The organism is Bradyrhizobium sp. CB1717 (genome assembly GCF_029714325.1).
GTDB lineage: Bacteria > Pseudomonadota > Alphaproteobacteria > Rhizobiales > Xanthobacteraceae > Bradyrhizobium.
Genome location: NZ_CP121666.1, coordinates 1856896 through 1870746, shown reverse-complemented (window position 1 = coordinate 1870746; position 13851 = coordinate 1856896). Strand labels below are relative to the sequence as shown.

The following is a 13851-nucleotide window of genomic DNA, read 5'->3' as shown; positions in this document are numbered from 1 at the left end:
CGTGCCGCAAGCGCGGCCAAGACCAAAACAGATGACATTCCTGGGCTCCCTAGAACTTCGTGTTATCGACCACCAGACCAGTGGTCGGCGCACCCGCATTGTTGATGGCATTTGTGCACCCGTTCGGATTTATCCGCCCCACCACCGTCACGTTAGCGGCACTGCCACCTTGCCTAGTGATAACTGAAGTGCAGTTGGAGCCGCCGGTCACGCCAAAGATCTCCACGGTGGTATTAGCCCCAGGAATGTTGACGAAGATCGGTGTGGCGACGTTCTCCGAATGCCAGCCGCGGATGCTGACGATGCCGCCGGTGGAGATCAAGATACCCGAGCCGGTGTAGTTCGTCGCGCTCTCGACGATGGTATCGGTGAAGGTGATTGCGGCTGCGCCGTAGGTGACGGAAACGGCTTGAGCATTGACTGAGGAGGCGCTCGTTGTGCAGAACAGGCCTCGAACGACGAAATTGGCAGCGCCGCCGAAGCCGGTGTCGCCGAGCAGGCACATACGCTTGCCGGCGTAGATGGTAACGTTCTCGACGATGACGCCCTGCTGCGAGTTGTTGGTATAGAGCATGGCCACGCCGGCATTCGGCGTGCCATTGCCTGTGAACAGTTGGATATCGCTGATCCTACCATTGAAGCAGGCGCGCAGGGACGAGGGATTACAAAGGGTAACGAAGTGTGTGCTTGGGCTGTCGCTGTCACACTGTTTTAGCAGAGATGACAATTGGCCAACGCCGCGGAGCCAAGAGCCATCTGCAGTAATTAGGCCGCCACAGATTTTATAGGTGCCCTTCGGGACAATGATAGTTGAGCCCAGGTAGCCGCCGGCATCGGCAGACCCGACCCCATTAAGGGCGTAGATTTCCGCAGAGGTGAAAGCTGCAGCGTTGTCGGTGGCGGGTCCGTCCCCGCCAGATGCGGTCCAATCACCCCTGGCACCGAATTGGAGCACGTTGAGATAACCTGGTTGATCCGGGGCAATTTGCCACCGGTTTCCCGCGGTGTCGGTGAAGCTGCCAAGTGGCGCGCCGACGGTCGCAACAGTCCAGGTAAAACCTGACCCCGTGCCGCCGATGTACGCATTGGAAACTGTCAGGACATCGCCGACCACGCAGCCGGAGCCCTTGAGCCCGATAAGTGCCACCGCGGTGACTGCGTTGCCGGACACCGTGACGTTGGCCTGAGCAACACAATGGCCCGACGAAGCCAGTGGCACGCCGGTATAGCTGCCGTTAGTGTAAGCCGATCCAGCCGCGGAGATAGTGCCAGTCTGCGGAGCAGCGTCCAGGAAGCCAGAGGAAGCGTTGACCTTCTGCAGGATAGCGCCGCCACCATCACCAGGAAGCGCATAGCCCTGCGTTGTGACCCCGTTGAACGCCGATAGGTCGAGCGTGGCGGCGACTGCGCGGCTCGGCAACACCGGGTTGATGCCACACTGCCAGCCAGTGCCGGAAACCCACTTCGTAAACTGGTACGTAAGCGTACAAGCGGTCAGGGTGATGTCGGACGTGGTTGCACCATCCAACGAGCCCTTCATGGTGTTCGCGGGGCCAGGAATGATGTTTCCATTTGCAACGAACGGACTGCTTGGGGAGGCGCCGCAATCCTTGAGAAGTCCCGTGGTGCCGTCGTAACAGGCGAAGTTGTTGTTGCCGACAGGTGCAGTCGGCATGATCGAGTTGATCAGATCATTCTGAAAAGCGCGGACACCAGACGGCGTGATCTGGCCGGTGGTTTGGTCCGGGAAGGTCGTTCCGACTTCAGTGTTGAGCTGCGCTTTTGTCTTTTGAGCATGCCCTGGCGCGCCCAAGCTCACGGTGATGGCGAGCGACACACCAATGAAGATCCTTAACCGAGGCCCGAGCGTCATCGGCCACCCTCGAAGCTTCGGGAGAACGATCCAGCCTCAAACCCGCCGCCAGGCTTCTCGATGGCGAGACCCCAGACGACGCCTACGATGATGAGCAAGCCGAGCGCCAACGCGCGGGTCAGATTGATCATGCTGCCCCCTCGTTCCGTCACGCAAACGCCCAGGCGATGTTATCGCCGTCGTTCACAAACATGTCTTGCCGGCCAAACGACGGATCGTAAAAGCGGCGCGGCGTGACCCCATCCGTCACCTGCGCAAGGGTTGCGTTCTGGCCGATCACGAAGAAAATCGGAGCACTTGCCCAAATGGAAATAAGCGGCTGGAAATTTCCTGGTCTCGACTGAGGCGCCCTTGCGGTCGAAGCCTGCGCTGTCGCCATGGTCTGCGATGCGGTCTCCGACCCAAGCAGTGCGGCCGGGCCAAGACCCTTGGCGTTTGCACCCGCGCCAACTGCCCCAACGCTGCCATAGCCAAACTCAATATGAACTCCGGTAAGTGCCATTAGGCCGCTCCCAACTCAACCTTGACCCCATCCCGTTCAAGGCGGTCAAGCATCGCCAAACGGATGTAGTCAGCGCGGCTCGTGAGCTTCTGCGCAGCAGCTCGGTCTAGCGCTGAGGTGAGCCCCTCAGTTGCCCTCACCTGCAACATCACGTTCAAACTCACTGATCTTGTAGTCATGAACGGTCCGAGAAAGTTTGGTAGCTTCCCACTCGCCCGAGTGAGGACGTGGTCCATCCAACCGAGTGGACGGCGGGCGACTTCTCACATTGACCCAGGAACCGGGCGCGAGCTTGCTCGCGAGCAGCAGGTGCACTTCTCTGCGATTTGAATACGTACGAAAACACCGAATGAGCCTCGTTGTGACGGCTAGCCGCAAGTCAGGTGCGGCGCATGCGATAGGGAATACACGCGCATGACACGAAGGCGGTAACGTGCTTTTCCGGCATTTCCGATTGTTCTGATTATCTGTGCCCGCTCATAACAAATCGGCGCTCTGGGACCCAGCTGCGGTAGCGCTCAGGTTGCCGCATTCCGCGCGCGATGACGGTTGTGGCGTCGAGCATGATCGATCTCAGCTCCGACTCTCGGCTTCGCAGCCACCCACTCTATAGTCATTGCTTTCTTGGGATGCGTCGGAACTACGCTGCGCAAAAAGATGCGCCTGCGTCGCCGCGGGTCAAAGGACAAGCCGTGTCAATCCACCGCAAATGCACAAAACAGTCGGCATTGCGGAAATTGATGCATATCGCTATCTTCGGTTGTTTTCGATATTCAATATTTTATTCGCGTTGGGTGGACGAAATGGTCTCTCGAACTGCTGAAAAAATAGCAGGTGCACTCTCATTGGCTGTCGGTGGGGCCCTGTTGATCCTTTGGTTTAACCATCCGCGCGAAGCGGTGCTGATCAAAACCAAGGAAATCTCATCGGAGATGTACGAGCTTGAGGCCGAAAAAGAATTGACCTCTCCCAACACGTATCGACTGGCTTCGGCTGATCCTGAACCAGCGCTGCGCGTCATCCAAACCAATCTGGCCATTGAATACACCGAACAAGTACCGAGAGGCTCTGCTGCTCATGTTACAGTTCGAGTGTCCCAGGAAAGACGGATCAAATCACTGTCAGAGAGGCCGAGGCCTGACAGGGTGTTTCCGATCGATCGCTTGGAGTGGCCGATCAATCTAACATTAAACGTTCATGGAAGGTCGGAAGCCAAAACCTTGGGAAAGGGTTCGCCGCTACCTGCCAAACTCATATGGGTGCCTGCTATAGATCCCGAATTGACGAACGTCGTCGCAATACTGAGCGTGAGACATGACATCGGAAACAATCCCAAGCTTGAGAAAGCGGCCCGCCAGAATGTCGCCTCCACTCAAACGAAAGTTAGCGTAAACGACCAAGGATCCGCAGTCAGCGGCACAGCGGACGACGTTCCTTTGGAAATATCGTTCACCAAGTTTGGGTTGCCGGCGTGGCTGTGGGAGTACGTCACGTTAGGAGGGTCTGTCCTGAGCTTTATTTTTGGCTGCGCATTTCTTACCGGCATCGCTTCTCGGGTATGGTCTCGCTTGTTTGGACACCCCCGAGCCGCAAATTATACGTAATCTTTGCGTGCGTGGCGCGAGAAATGCGCAACAAAACTAACACCGAGCCGACTTCGCGCAAGTCCATGAAGGTTGCTCGCTCAAAGCGAGCTCAATAGCCAACGCAGCTTCGAACGCGAACGCGTCTTTCCGCGATTTCCGGTTCTTCGGATTATTTTTTCGGGAGCGGCACGTTCAGCCTTGCGAAGTAGCCAGTGATGAGCGGATCTTCGCGGTTGCCGGTGAGATATTTGGCGAGCGCGCCTGTGTTGCCATCTAGAAGCATTTGTAATGCGATGCAGCTGACGCGCCAGCGCCCGCCAATAAGTCGGCCTAGTCCATATGCTTCGCACCAGTTGATGATGGTCCGCTGCGTCACGCCAGCTCTCGCCGCAGCACGGGCTGATGTCAGGGCTTCTTGCGGAACAAACGGTTCAAGAGTGTGCCAATCCTCCATAACTAGCCGTTCCGTGCTGTCCGGCCGCGCGTCGCCAGCTGATCGGCGAGCTCGTTCATCCGATCGCCATTATGGCCTCCTACCCACTTCCAGCCGATCGAGCGGCCCGCTGTCATGGCATCCAGCTTCCGCCAGCGATCGGCATTCGCCATGTCGGTGCCGTTCTTTTTGAAGTCGCGCGCCCGCCACTTGTGTCGCCACATCGTCATGCCCTTGATCAGATATTCCGAGTCCGAGATCACGATCGCACGGCAGCCGTCCGGCAGGGCTTCAATCGCCATGATTGCAGCTGCCAACTCCGCGGCGTTGTTCGTCCCGCGCCATCCGCCGCCGAACAGCTCCACCCGGATTCCATCCGCGAGGATGACAGCGCCCGCGCCGACCACGCCGGGATTCGTCGGAGCCGCGGAGCCATCGCACCAAATGTTGACCTCAACCGCGCCAGAAACGACCTCGCGCGCTTTAGCAAGATCGGATGTGCGAAGAGCGTATTTCGGGGCGAGCGTATCAGCAGGCACCATAGGCCGCCCTAGGGGCATCCTGAAAGGGGCCGGTTTCGGCTGGGCAGGCTTTGCCTTTTTCGCGGAAGGCAGAACGCCGTGCCTAGCAAGGTTGGTGGCCTCGCGGCCGAACGGGTCTCGGTCCAATCGGGAATACCAAGGTTCGAACGTGGGACGGCGCTTATTCCAATTCATGCGGCTGCTCATGCCCGAGCCTCCGCCTGGGGGAATGCTACCCGAACGGTTGGCAGATCTGGTTCAGTGTGGGATTCCCCACCCGAAAACTCCGGCCTCCATGGAATTGACCTTTCTTCCCCGTAATAAATACCCGACCTGTCAACTTGCTCAGGCCGGCGAAGGCCGCCAGGCCTCGGCCCCTTGGGGCCGGCGCGAAGCGCATCTCGCCCGCTACGGGGACTCGGTGACACTGATTCATGCCCCCTTAATACATAGAAAGAAACAGGGCACGATTCAGTGCCACGCGCCTTTTCGCGGCGCCGGAACCACGTTCTGCGAGAAATACCCTCCGCCTTCCACGGTTCGGCCCGGTTGATGCTTTCGGCGTGGGGTTTGGCTCCCTTGGCCTTCCTGCGGTTTCTCTCGCGCTGCCGGCGCTTCTCTTTCTGCATGGCGTTGCGCTGGCGCTTGGTGAAGTCGACCGCGCCGATGGTGTGGACTTCCAACAATTGGCGATCGGCGAAGGATAGGCCGATGCGCTTCGCCATTTGGTCGGCATCCTGCCAGCTGGCGGTCAGCTCCGCGGCCTCCGCCATGGCCTCCGCTTCCGGCAATGCCCATGGTGCGCGGCCATTGATGAAGCCCGTGAGCTTTTCCATGACAGAACCTCCGGCGAAGGACAGGCAGTCGGCGAAGGCTTGCAACATGTGCCGGCCTTCAGCATCGTCCGGAAGGAACGTCCCGTACCAATGATGGAAGATCCGCTCCATCTCTCGGATGCGAAGCTGGGCAACGGCCGAGCGCTTATGGCGGCGCTGACGATCGCGAGCAACCGCGTCGTATCGAAGGGCGATTAGCCGATGCTGCGTCGCCTTGGGTAGTGCTCGGACAGCGGGACACGTCATTTAGCGCCCCTCTTGGTTCAAGAGGGCAGTGGCATCGCACCCGACGTCGGCGCGCGCGTCTTTCAATTCAGTCGCGCCTGTGCTATCGAACAGATTATTCAAGTGAAGTACTCCTATCTGACCCGGCGGCGTTCCAGCGCTTGCCGGGTTTTCGTTTGGGGATTTGTCGAAGTGCGAGCAGGTGCCCGCGTTCCTGGGGCTACGCCGCTTGCCGGATTTCAGCGGTGTTGCGGATTTCCGGGCCGAACTTGGCCAACGCCCAGTCGTCAAGGCCCTGACGCGAATAGAGCGGAAACCGCCCAGCCTTCCGGAAAGGAGGGCCTTTCGAGCTAACACAGGCAAGCTTCGCCAACGTTTTTGGCGAACATGGGATCCCAAATTTTGCGGTGATGTATTCTGCGGCTTCAGTCCTTCGCAGCGGGCGCTCGTCGATCATTTTTCTCCTCACGGGTTCGCCGTTCAACGTGAGGAATATCGCCGCAAACGACGGCAAAGTGGATGGATTACTCTGGAGTTTGATGGAGAACTACGGAGCTGCCTTGCGCCCACTTTCCTTATATGCGCGAGCGAGACGTCTCGCCTTGCTCTCCCGTGAGCCGCCCCCATGGGCGCGATCGGCGACGGAATCGGCGGCCGCTTGAATGGATGCAACTTCCAGATTGAGCAGCTTTCTCTCCATTTCATCTAGCAGGCCCGCATCAACCGCGCTGTAGAGGCGCTTCCTATCTCTCGATGTTGTCACTGGTTCGATGGTCGCCGGTTTGGCCGGTTGCTCCGAAAGCCACGCTAGAAACCCAGCTTTGTCCCCGATGCGAACATCGAACCACCTGGCAAGATGCAGGCGATCGAACTTTGCATCATCTTGTGCGGGGACACTGGAGGCATCCAATTCCAGCACATTGCTGCCGCGCCCAATTCTATATTCTGCGTCGAAATAGGCCCGCGCTATAGTTTCGACCCTCTCCGAGTTTTCACCGAGCATCCCCACAAGGGGAAAGGTACCATCTGCCGCGGCCCGACATAGCGCCCTGCATGCTTGCGACCGCCGCGCGGCAGCCTCAACGGCGCCTTGGGATGGCTCACCGGCGCCGAAGGCCATCATGTCAATCGCTTCCAAGAGCCAGTTCGTCCGCAGCCCACTAGCTTGCCTGATCGCCTCTATGATGGTCCCAGGCCTAGCCCAAGGCGCGGCGGCAAAGGCATGCCAGTGCTCAAGTTCTTCGCGCGCCGCAAGCGTCCTCGGATCTTCTGGCGCTGACTCGAGCGACCTAGCAAAGTCGTCCGGGCCAAACTTACTCTCGTCGGGCATCGCACCTCCGCGGGCGCATCCGCAATGTGGCCACCGCGGCAGGCCGGTGCGGTACCGGCTGTTCGACCCGTCGGTCTAGCCGCGGCGATCGGACGTGGCTCAGATCTTTAGAGCGATGAGCGCACGAAGATATTCGGTACCGTTTGCAGGAGCATGATCAAAGCCAATGCGCGAGAGATAGGAGTTCGCAGCTTCAACAAACCCTTCTTCCTGCTCATATCGCTGAGTCAGAAGGCTGAGCTCAGCTCCATCACTACGCTCCAGATCGCTTGCCAACCGGTCCAAAAGTGCCGCCGCCTTTGCGTTCCGCGCGTCTTCTGGATGCTCCCTGGCTTTCGTACGTCGCCATTCGGCGGCGCATTGCAAGCTAATGATCTCGCTCTCGAAATCAGGCATCGGCGTACTCCTCAGTTATGCGGCTGAGCATCCAGCAGCGTTGGATCGACCCACAAGGCAACAGCTTCAGCCCATTTTGCGCCGGATGTCGCCAAGCGCAGCAATGTCAGGGCTATGGAACGACGGATCTGCGCTCTCCAAGAGCGCTTCGAGACGGGAGATTCTGGCTCGTAATTCTTCGAGTGCATCCGTATCCGCCTTATCCTGGACGCGCCGCTTTGTGAGCGCCCGCAATTGCTCGAGCTCCTCGCCTCGGATGCTCACGCGGCAATCTTGATACCAAACGTCGCGAATTCGCGAGGGATTCCAGTTCTTCAGTTGACGCCCCACACGACGCAAAGCCGATTTGACGCTCTCGCCGGCGGGCCCCCTCCCTGCCAGCTCCCGGATCAGTGTAGAGGCCTCTTGCAGCGCAAGCTCACTCGTCATCGCTAACGACGCCTTATCCCGAAATTCCGACATTCTCTGTGCTCTCCTGTTCAGGAGATGGCGCAGAAGTTGGCCTACTCACATTTCTTGCGGACCGTTCAGTTTGGCGACAGCACGGACCGCGAATTACGATTTCTCCTCGGCGCCCTCGCGCCGCTCCTGCTCACAAGAGGATAGAGATAATGAGGGTGCGATACCGGGCGAACCCAACGCCGAAGACTGAACGGAAGACTCAGTTGGCCGCTGCGATAAGCCGGTATCGTGAATGGGATGCAGAAATGACCCGTCAATTCGGGCCATCGTATCATTTGGCGCTTGGTTTCCCGGTGCACTGAATGTGGGAGCGCCGGGACCGAACAAATCCGGCCGCAGCTCTTCACGGGAAATGCCGCTGATGCGCTCTATCGGAATCACCCTCTCCGCCGGAATCCGAGACCACTGATAAATGGCCTGCCGATTGATCTTCAATGCCTCGGCGAGGGCGGTAACGCCGCCAGAGAGGCGGGCTGCTTTTTTGACGGTCTCATGCATGAGGGCTATGTCTAGCATACTAGACGGGGGTTCGTCCAGCAAAACTAGACAATGCGCTTTAATTCTAGACATGGCATCCCATCCCAATGAGAACAATTGGGAAAAGACTTGCCTTCGGCCTGGAGCACCGCAAGCGGTCCGCTTCAGCGCTGGCGCGCGCCCTCCATGTAAGCAGGGGAGCAGTCGATAATTGGCTTAAAGAGCGAAATGACCCGTCTACGGACAACCTTATTGAGGCTGCCATGGACCTTCAGATGAGCTTCGAGTGGCTCTCCACTGGCAGGGGAGACCCCTTCGATTTTCGGCCTCCGTCAGCAATGAAACACCTCCAGGGAATTTTAGAGTACCGCCCGGTTGTTACCCAGGTCGTCCGCGCGCCATTCTATGGTGACAGATTTGCAACTGTCCCTCTCATCCCAGCAAGAGCGGACTGGGCAGTCTCAGATACATGGCTCTTGCATGATCCGTGGCGCGATATGGAAACAATCCTCGTAGCGAACGATAAACGAGCACCCAAGGCCGATCTTCGCGCTTTCAGGTGCGACGGGGATTATATGGGCGGCGTGGGAATTGCGGCTAATGACATCGCTGTGGGCGTAGCCCCGTCGAGCGCCAGCATCGAGCTGAGAAGCGGGCAACTGGTGGCGTCGAGCCGCCGCATCACCGACGATGAGATTGAAATCTCATTGCGCGAAGTCAGCATGGAGGGAGCTATCGCAAGCCTTCAGACACGCCCGCTGAAAGGAAAGCCTGACATCTTGCGGATGCGCGAGCCATTCTCCTCGGAATGGGAGGCGAACGACAACGATGGGCGCATGGTTACGATTCTCGCATTCATCGTGCGCATTATGAAGGATGTAACAATTTAGTCTAGCGCACTAGACAGTTTGTCTAGTTTGCTATACATTATTGAAGTCAGCCACGGAGGACTTCAAATGGACGCTAATTTAAGGCCCAACCTTGCGCCGATCACGAGCCGGGGAGGCACTTCGCAGCCTGCGATCAATTTCGCCTGCCCCGCCACATCGACCACCCTCAGCATGCTCACCGCGAGCCTTGAAGCGGCCGTCGAAGAGGCGAACAGATGGGGCCCTCTCGAGGCCGACCTAGAAGAGGAATTCCTTCGATCGCTGCCGCCACCGCCGAAGGTCTTCGCCGGCAGAGTGAGCGAAATGAGGGTCATTCAAGAGGGGGAGCCTGACATCGTGTCTCCGGCCCGCGATCGGTTTTATCAAAGCCGTGAGCGAATCTTGGAAGATTACTCAAATGCCCTCTCCAAGGCGGTGGGCGCCCCGAGCCATCAGGCGATCAAATCGAGATTTGATGCTCTGCTCGCCGAGTTCGATCGACAGAAGGAAGCTCTGCCACACCCGAAGCCGTCAAAGGCACTGCGAGACGCGCGGCGGAAGGCTAGGATAGCCTACAGCAATTTGAACGCGGCCGAGATGGCAGTCCTAAATTACTGCCCCCAGAGCCCTCAGGAGGTCGCAGACCTTCTCGCCTTCTGCAGCCGCGACAACGAGATCTTTTCGGACACACTTGATCTCAAGCAGGTGATGCAGAACGCTGCCGAGGCTTTGGCCGAGTGCACCAGAATGGTGTGAGGAGCCCAGAATGACCGATGCTGAGCTGACCGAGTTCGCGGAGGACTTCCGCGAATCCGTCTTGGATGGCGGGCCGAGCGACATGATGTGCGCCGCTGTGTGCTGGCCGCTCGTGCCGCTGCTCAACATGAGCGGAGTGAAGTGCCGCTCGATCGAATCCGACCTGGGCGAGCTGAACCACGTCTGGATCTTGCTGGAGGACGGGCGGGCCTTGGACCCGACGCTAGACCAATTCAATTATCTGTTCGATGAGAACTACCCAACGGTGTATCTCGGGATGCCGACCAAGTACCACCCGCAGCCACCAAGATGAGAGTACGCCCATGAGAAAGCCAATGGAGATCATGTCCACGCGGGTAGCGCCCGCAACCATGGAGATGGTCAATGCGAACGAGAGACTACCGCCGCCATCAGACCGAACGCCATATGCGGCGCCGTCTGAAGGAAGACAGGAACCAGCACTACACCGATCTGAATTGCGCGTGCTGGACCGATCCGAAAGCAATGGCGCGGTTCAAGGAGCAGCCAAAGCAGGATTGCTGGTGCTGTCGGAATCCTCGGCACTATCCGGGGCTCGACAAGCGCCTCACCATACAGGAACGGCGCGCTTTCTGTGCGCCTATTGAACGCGACGCATGATGCCCTGGAGCGAACGTCTCTGCGGTAAGGACCCCAACTCGCTGATCCGTTCGAGTTCATGGGCGGCTAAGGCAAGGAGCAGCCGCCGTGCGGCAGATGACACTAAGCGACCTCATTACCTTGGCCGATTCCAACCACGATCTCATGGATGGCACCATGGGGCCGCTGCGTTCGGTCATCACCAGCCATGACGTGGTGATTGGCATTTGGCCGGACCGCGCTCAGCCGGAGGGCTGGGGCACGAGGGTCCTCAAGGGGCTTCCCGTGATCCAAGAAGCGGCTGGCAGCGTCGCGGACTATCAATGCAGGCTCACCGCAATCAGGTGTGAGAGCGCCTCTCAGGCCCACGGCTTGGCGCTCGTTTTCGGCGATCAGAATGATCATAGTGCAGGAGTACCAGTCGATGACGGACGATCCGGTCCACGCGAAGCTTGATCTCTTGGTCCACTCCGCGATGGAGGCCAGAGGAGAGAGCGACCGAGCCCGCGGCGCTGTCCTTAGAACCCAGTGGCTAACCTGTGCGATCTGCGTTTTTGCCGTCCTGGCCGCCGCAGCCGCCATCTTCAAGTCCATGCCGGCTTGAGCGGGGCCCCGCTTGGACCAACTCCCATCCGAGACGCCCAAAACCATGGATGAGGCCGCAGCCTTCTTCCGGGTCAGCCGCCGTTGTTTCCAGGACTTCTTGCGCGATCACCCGTTTTACCGGACGATGGGGCGACGAAAGCTCTTCTTCCCCGAGCATCTGGCCCGCCTCAAGGAAGCATTATCAGAGCCATGCCCCTCAGCCTCCGACCACCGCGGAAAGGTAAGACGCCGAATTACGAGATCCGGGGCACCTACCTCGGAGTCCACGTTGAAACAACTGCAGGCACTCCTGAACTTCGGGTCGCCAAGCGGGTCCTCAAGGGCATCAAAGAGGCAATCGAACGTGGTGAATATCGGAAGCGTGAGGAGGTAGCCCCTGAGGCGCCAAAGCCGCCGACATTCGCCGACGCCACCCTCGCCTATCTCAAGGCAGGTGGCGAGGCCAAGTTTCTCGGCAAGATCATCGAGGCAACCGGCGACCACGCGTTACGCGACAAGCCTCTCGCCGAGATTGACCAGCTCGCGATCGACAACGCGGCCCGCGGGGTCTACCCGCTCGCCCCTGCGACCACCCTCAATCGGCAGTTCTACACGCCGGTCTCAGCCGTGCTGAAGCACGCCGGGATCGAGCTCAAGATTAAGCGGCCGAAAGGCTGGCGCGGCAGCAAGGCGACCGAATGGCTCGAGCCGGATCAGGCTTTCGAGCTGATCAGTGAGGCGTACCGTATCGAGCCCGAATTTGGCCTGTTCTGCCTCACCCTGCTCTACACTGGGATGAGGCTAGGCGATGCCACGGAGGAAGCCCTCCTGCGTGGCCTCCGGCTCGACCAGGCCCTGCTCTACCTCGGCGCCACGAAGAACAGCGAGCCCCGTCCGGTGCATCTGCCCCCGATCGTGGTGGAAGCCTTCCACAAGCAGCCGGCGCGCCCTGTGAGGCCGCGCAAGGCATCCGGAGTGGTTTTGGCGAATGGTGCGGCAGGCCGGGATAGAGCCGGCGCTGGAGTGCCATTTCTAGAGCGTCACCCGGACGAGAAGCTGTTCCGCTTCTGCAAGGGCGGCAGGCTTTACAAGATGCTCTACTTGGCGCTGGACCGTGCCGGAATAGTCCTGCCAAAGCGCATGCGGGGCTTCCACATCTTCTGCCACACCTACGGGACCTGGATGCACCGGTATGGCGGGTTGGACACGTACGGCCTCACCCGGACTGGGCGGTGGAAAGATCCAGACTCTGCGGACAGGTACAAGCACACGATGGCCAGCGCAGAGGCGAGACGGGCCGATCTATTGCCGGTGCCGAATACGAAACGAGCCACTTCACGGAAGCGCGTATGATGTATCGTCTGGCGACAATTCTGGGCTTCTTGTTCGCTCTTTCTTGTCACTCCGAAGCATGGGCGGGCTGCCCCGACGGCACCGTCGAGATGTCTCCGGGGCAATGTGTTCCCACTGCAATCGGCGAACTCGGCGGTGATGATGATGAACCGACGCCACCGGCTGCCGTGGGTTCGGCTTGCGATACCAAGGAGTTGCTAGAGAACTTCAAGTGGTTTCATGGCGACGCACCGAAGAACTCCCACACTGCTGAAGTGAGAGGAATTTTGATGCGCATCGCGAACTACGACACCGCAACCGCGATCAAGAGCATGCGTGCTGCCTACAAGGAGGGACAGCATCATAAAGCGACGGTGGCCGCCCTTGTTGATTATTGCGACGATGAGTCCGTCCGACGAACCGCCTACAATTTCGTAGAAGCTGGCCGGCTACAAAAATGCGGCGATCCTGCGCCCGCCCTTTCGGCCACATGCATGGACATTCGCGAAAACATCAGGTGGGCGCTTGATGATGCCGAGACATGCTTCATCTATGCTCACTGGTATATGAAGTTAGCGCTTGCAGAGATTACGATGCCTCTCCGCGAGCGAGGTCAATTGATCCGAGAGGGATTCAAGATAGCTCAAGGGCACAAGCAGGAGGTGTTCGACTCGATCGACTATATTGGGGATGCCCTGCTTGTCGAAATGGTCCGTAACTACGACAAGAAATCCCACCTATTGGAAGGCCATGATTACAGGAAGTACAATGGAGCCGAAGCGGCTTGTCCTGGCATAAAGAAGCGGTTTCGCCACTGGACGTACGGCAGCCCTCCATAACCTCCTGCCCTCGTTAGGAAAACGCGAAATTGGTTAAGGACCACGCCAGCGGTCGCGCTGTGCGTGGCGGATCGAGTATGGTCTATTTGCGACCTACTAGAAGCTGCACTATCGTTGGAGCCCAACCGACCTGTGCGAATTAAGCGACAGTTCACGGTAATCGACGGTGGAAAAAATTAACCTGCGTTAATTCCTGTAATTTCAACGACTT

Annotated in this window: 18 protein-coding genes; 7 read left to right on the top strand and 11 right to left on the bottom strand. The window is 58.8% G+C overall.

Annotated features, from left to right (window positions below):
• Nucleotides 1-49: 49 nt before the first annotated feature.
• The 3 genes from QA649_RS08945 to QA649_RS08935 are packed head-to-tail and all read right to left on the bottom strand — an operon-like array spanning nt 50 to nt 2375.
• The gene (locus QA649_RS08945) at nt 50-1873 is read right to left on the bottom strand and encodes a hypothetical protein (RefSeq protein WP_283023856.1); all 1824 of its coding nucleotides are present in this window, start codon (nt 1871-1873) and stop codon (nt 50-52) included.
• Nucleotides 1870-2004: a hypothetical protein gene (locus tag QA649_RS08940; protein ID WP_283023855.1), complete on the bottom strand. Its 135-nt coding sequence runs from the start codon at nt 2002-2004 to the stop codon at nt 1870-1872. Before QA649_RS08940 ends, QA649_RS08945 begins: the two co-directional genes overlap by 4 nt.
• 17 nt (nt 2005-2021) lie before the next feature.
• The gene (locus tag QA649_RS08935) at nt 2022-2375 is read right to left on the bottom strand and encodes a hypothetical protein (RefSeq protein ID WP_283023854.1); all 354 of its coding nucleotides are present in this window, start codon (nt 2373-2375) and stop codon (nt 2022-2024) included.
• Between the two features lie 563 nt (nt 2376-2938).
• Between QA649_RS08935 and QA649_RS08930 the strand changes: the two genes are divergently transcribed.
• The gene (locus tag QA649_RS08930; RefSeq protein WP_283023853.1) at nt 2939-3979 is read left to right on the top strand and encodes a hypothetical protein; all 1041 of its coding nucleotides are present in this window, start codon (nt 2939-2941) and stop codon (nt 3977-3979) included.
• A gap of 151 nt (nt 3980-4130) precedes the next feature.
• Here the strand turns inward: QA649_RS08930 and QA649_RS08925 are convergent, their stop codons facing one another.
• The 8 genes from QA649_RS08925 to QA649_RS08890 form a co-directional block, all read right to left on the bottom strand.
• Nucleotides 4131-4337: a hypothetical protein gene (locus tag QA649_RS08925; protein WP_283023852.1), complete on the bottom strand. Its 207-nt coding sequence runs from the start codon at nt 4335-4337 to the stop codon at nt 4131-4133.
• 80 nt (nt 4338-4417) lie between these two features.
• Nucleotides 4418-5122, bottom strand: coding sequence for a ribonuclease H (locus QA649_RS08920; RefSeq protein WP_283023851.1), 705 nt, complete (start codon nt 5120-5122; stop codon nt 4418-4420).
• Nucleotides 5119-5862 carry a hypothetical protein gene (locus tag QA649_RS08915; RefSeq protein WP_283023850.1) on the bottom strand — a complete coding sequence of 248 codons (744 nt, stop codon included), beginning with the start codon at nt 5860-5862 and terminating at the stop codon, nt 5119-5121. The genes QA649_RS08920 and QA649_RS08915 overlap by 4 nt, the downstream gene beginning before the upstream one ends.
• A gap of 334 nt (nt 5863-6196) precedes the next feature.
• Nucleotides 6197-6433: a hypothetical protein gene (locus tag QA649_RS08910; protein WP_283023849.1), complete on the bottom strand. Its 237-nt coding sequence runs from the start codon at nt 6431-6433 to the stop codon at nt 6197-6199.
• A gap of 90 nt (nt 6434-6523) precedes the next feature.
• Nucleotides 6524-7306, bottom strand: a complete 783-nt coding sequence (locus QA649_RS08905) for a hypothetical protein (protein ID WP_283023848.1) — start codon at nt 7304-7306, stop codon at nt 6524-6526.
• A 99-nt stretch (nt 7307-7405) separates the two neighbouring features.
• Nucleotides 7406-7702: a hypothetical protein gene (locus QA649_RS08900; protein WP_283023847.1), complete on the bottom strand. Its 297-nt coding sequence runs from the start codon at nt 7700-7702 to the stop codon at nt 7406-7408.
• Between the two features lie 66 nt (nt 7703-7768).
• Entirely contained in the window at nt 7769-8164 is a 396-nt protein-coding gene (locus QA649_RS08895) for a hypothetical protein (protein WP_283023846.1), read from the bottom strand.
• 93 nt (nt 8165-8257) lie between these two features.
• A complete protein-coding gene (locus QA649_RS08890; protein WP_283023845.1) occupies nt 8258-8662 on the bottom strand; it encodes a Cro/CI family transcriptional regulator in 405 nt (134 codons plus the stop codon).
• A gap of 242 nt (nt 8663-8904) precedes the next feature.
• Between QA649_RS08890 and QA649_RS08885 the strand changes: the two genes are divergently transcribed.
• The 6 genes from QA649_RS08885 (at nt 8905) to QA649_RS08860 (ending at nt 13640) form a co-directional block, all read left to right on the top strand.
• A complete protein-coding gene (locus QA649_RS08885) occupies nt 8905-9531 on the top strand; it encodes a hypothetical protein (RefSeq protein WP_283023844.1) in 627 nt (208 codons plus the stop codon).
• Nucleotides 9532-9702: 171 nt separating this feature from the next.
• On the top strand, nt 9703-10266 hold the full coding sequence (locus QA649_RS08880) for a hypothetical protein (protein ID WP_283023843.1): 564 nt from the start codon (nt 9703-9705) through the stop codon (nt 10264-10266).
• A 10-nt stretch (nt 10267-10276) separates the two neighbouring features.
• Nucleotides 10277-10579 (top strand): hypothetical protein, encoded by a 303-nt coding sequence (locus QA649_RS08875; protein WP_283023842.1) that lies wholly within the window; start codon nt 10277-10279, stop codon nt 10577-10579.
• Nucleotides 10580-10992: 413 nt separating this feature from the next.
• Nucleotides 10993-11340, top strand: coding sequence for a hypothetical protein (locus QA649_RS08870; RefSeq protein WP_283023841.1), 348 nt, complete (start codon nt 10993-10995; stop codon nt 11338-11340).
• Between the two features lie 339 nt (nt 11341-11679).
• Nucleotides 11680-12822, top strand: a complete 1143-nt coding sequence (locus QA649_RS08865; protein WP_283023840.1) for a site-specific integrase — start codon at nt 11680-11682, stop codon at nt 12820-12822.
• A complete protein-coding gene (locus QA649_RS08860) occupies nt 12819-13640 on the top strand; it encodes a hypothetical protein (protein WP_283023839.1) in 822 nt (273 codons plus the stop codon). Before QA649_RS08865 ends, QA649_RS08860 begins: the two co-directional genes overlap by 4 nt.
• Nucleotides 13641-13851 lie beyond the last annotated feature (211 nt).

Excerpts from the sequence above, each read along its gene's own strand:
- QA649_RS08945 (WP_283023856.1), bottom strand. The coding sequence starts at position 1,873 with ATGACGCTCGGGCCTCGGTTAAGGATCTTCATTGGTGTGTCGCTCGCC.
- QA649_RS08940 (WP_283023855.1), bottom strand. The coding sequence starts at position 2,004 with ATGATCAATCTGACCCGCGCGTTGGCGCTCGGCTTGCTCATCATCGTA.
- QA649_RS08935 (WP_283023854.1), bottom strand. The coding sequence starts at position 2,375 with ATGGCACTTACCGGAGTTCATATTGAGTTTGGCTATGGCAGCGTTGGG.
- QA649_RS08930 (WP_283023853.1), top strand. The coding sequence starts at position 2,939 with ATGATCGATCTCAGCTCCGACTCTCGGCTTCGCAGCCACCCACTCTAT.
- QA649_RS08920 (WP_283023851.1), bottom strand. The coding sequence starts at position 5,122 with ATGAGCAGCCGCATGAATTGGAATAAGCGCCGTCCCACGTTCGAACCT.
- QA649_RS08915 (WP_283023850.1), bottom strand. The coding sequence starts at position 5,862 with ATGGAGCGGATCTTCCATCATTGGTACGGGACGTTCCTTCCGGACGAT.
- QA649_RS08910 (WP_283023849.1), bottom strand. The coding sequence starts at position 6,433 with ATGATCGACGAGCGCCCGCTGCGAAGGACTGAAGCCGCAGAATACATC.
- QA649_RS08905 (WP_283023848.1), bottom strand. The coding sequence starts at position 7,306 with ATGCCCGACGAGAGTAAGTTTGGCCCGGACGACTTTGCTAGGTCGCTC.
- QA649_RS08900 (WP_283023847.1), bottom strand. The coding sequence starts at position 7,702 with ATGCCTGATTTCGAGAGCGAGATCATTAGCTTGCAATGCGCCGCCGAA.
- QA649_RS08895 (WP_283023846.1), bottom strand. The coding sequence starts at position 8,164 with ATGTCGGAATTTCGGGATAAGGCGTCGTTAGCGATGACGAGTGAGCTT.
- QA649_RS08890 (WP_283023845.1), bottom strand. The coding sequence starts at position 8,662 with ATGCATGAGACCGTCAAAAAAGCAGCCCGCCTCTCTGGCGGCGTTACC.
- QA649_RS08885 (WP_283023844.1), top strand. The coding sequence starts at position 8,905 with ATGGACCTTCAGATGAGCTTCGAGTGGCTCTCCACTGGCAGGGGAGAC.
- QA649_RS08880 (WP_283023843.1), top strand. The coding sequence starts at position 9,703 with ATGCTCACCGCGAGCCTTGAAGCGGCCGTCGAAGAGGCGAACAGATGG.
- QA649_RS08875 (WP_283023842.1), top strand. The coding sequence starts at position 10,277 with ATGACCGATGCTGAGCTGACCGAGTTCGCGGAGGACTTCCGCGAATCC.
- QA649_RS08865 (WP_283023840.1), top strand. The coding sequence starts at position 11,680 with ATGCCCCTCAGCCTCCGACCACCGCGGAAAGGTAAGACGCCGAATTAC.
- QA649_RS08860 (WP_283023839.1), top strand. The coding sequence starts at position 12,819 with ATGATGTATCGTCTGGCGACAATTCTGGGCTTCTTGTTCGCTCTTTCT.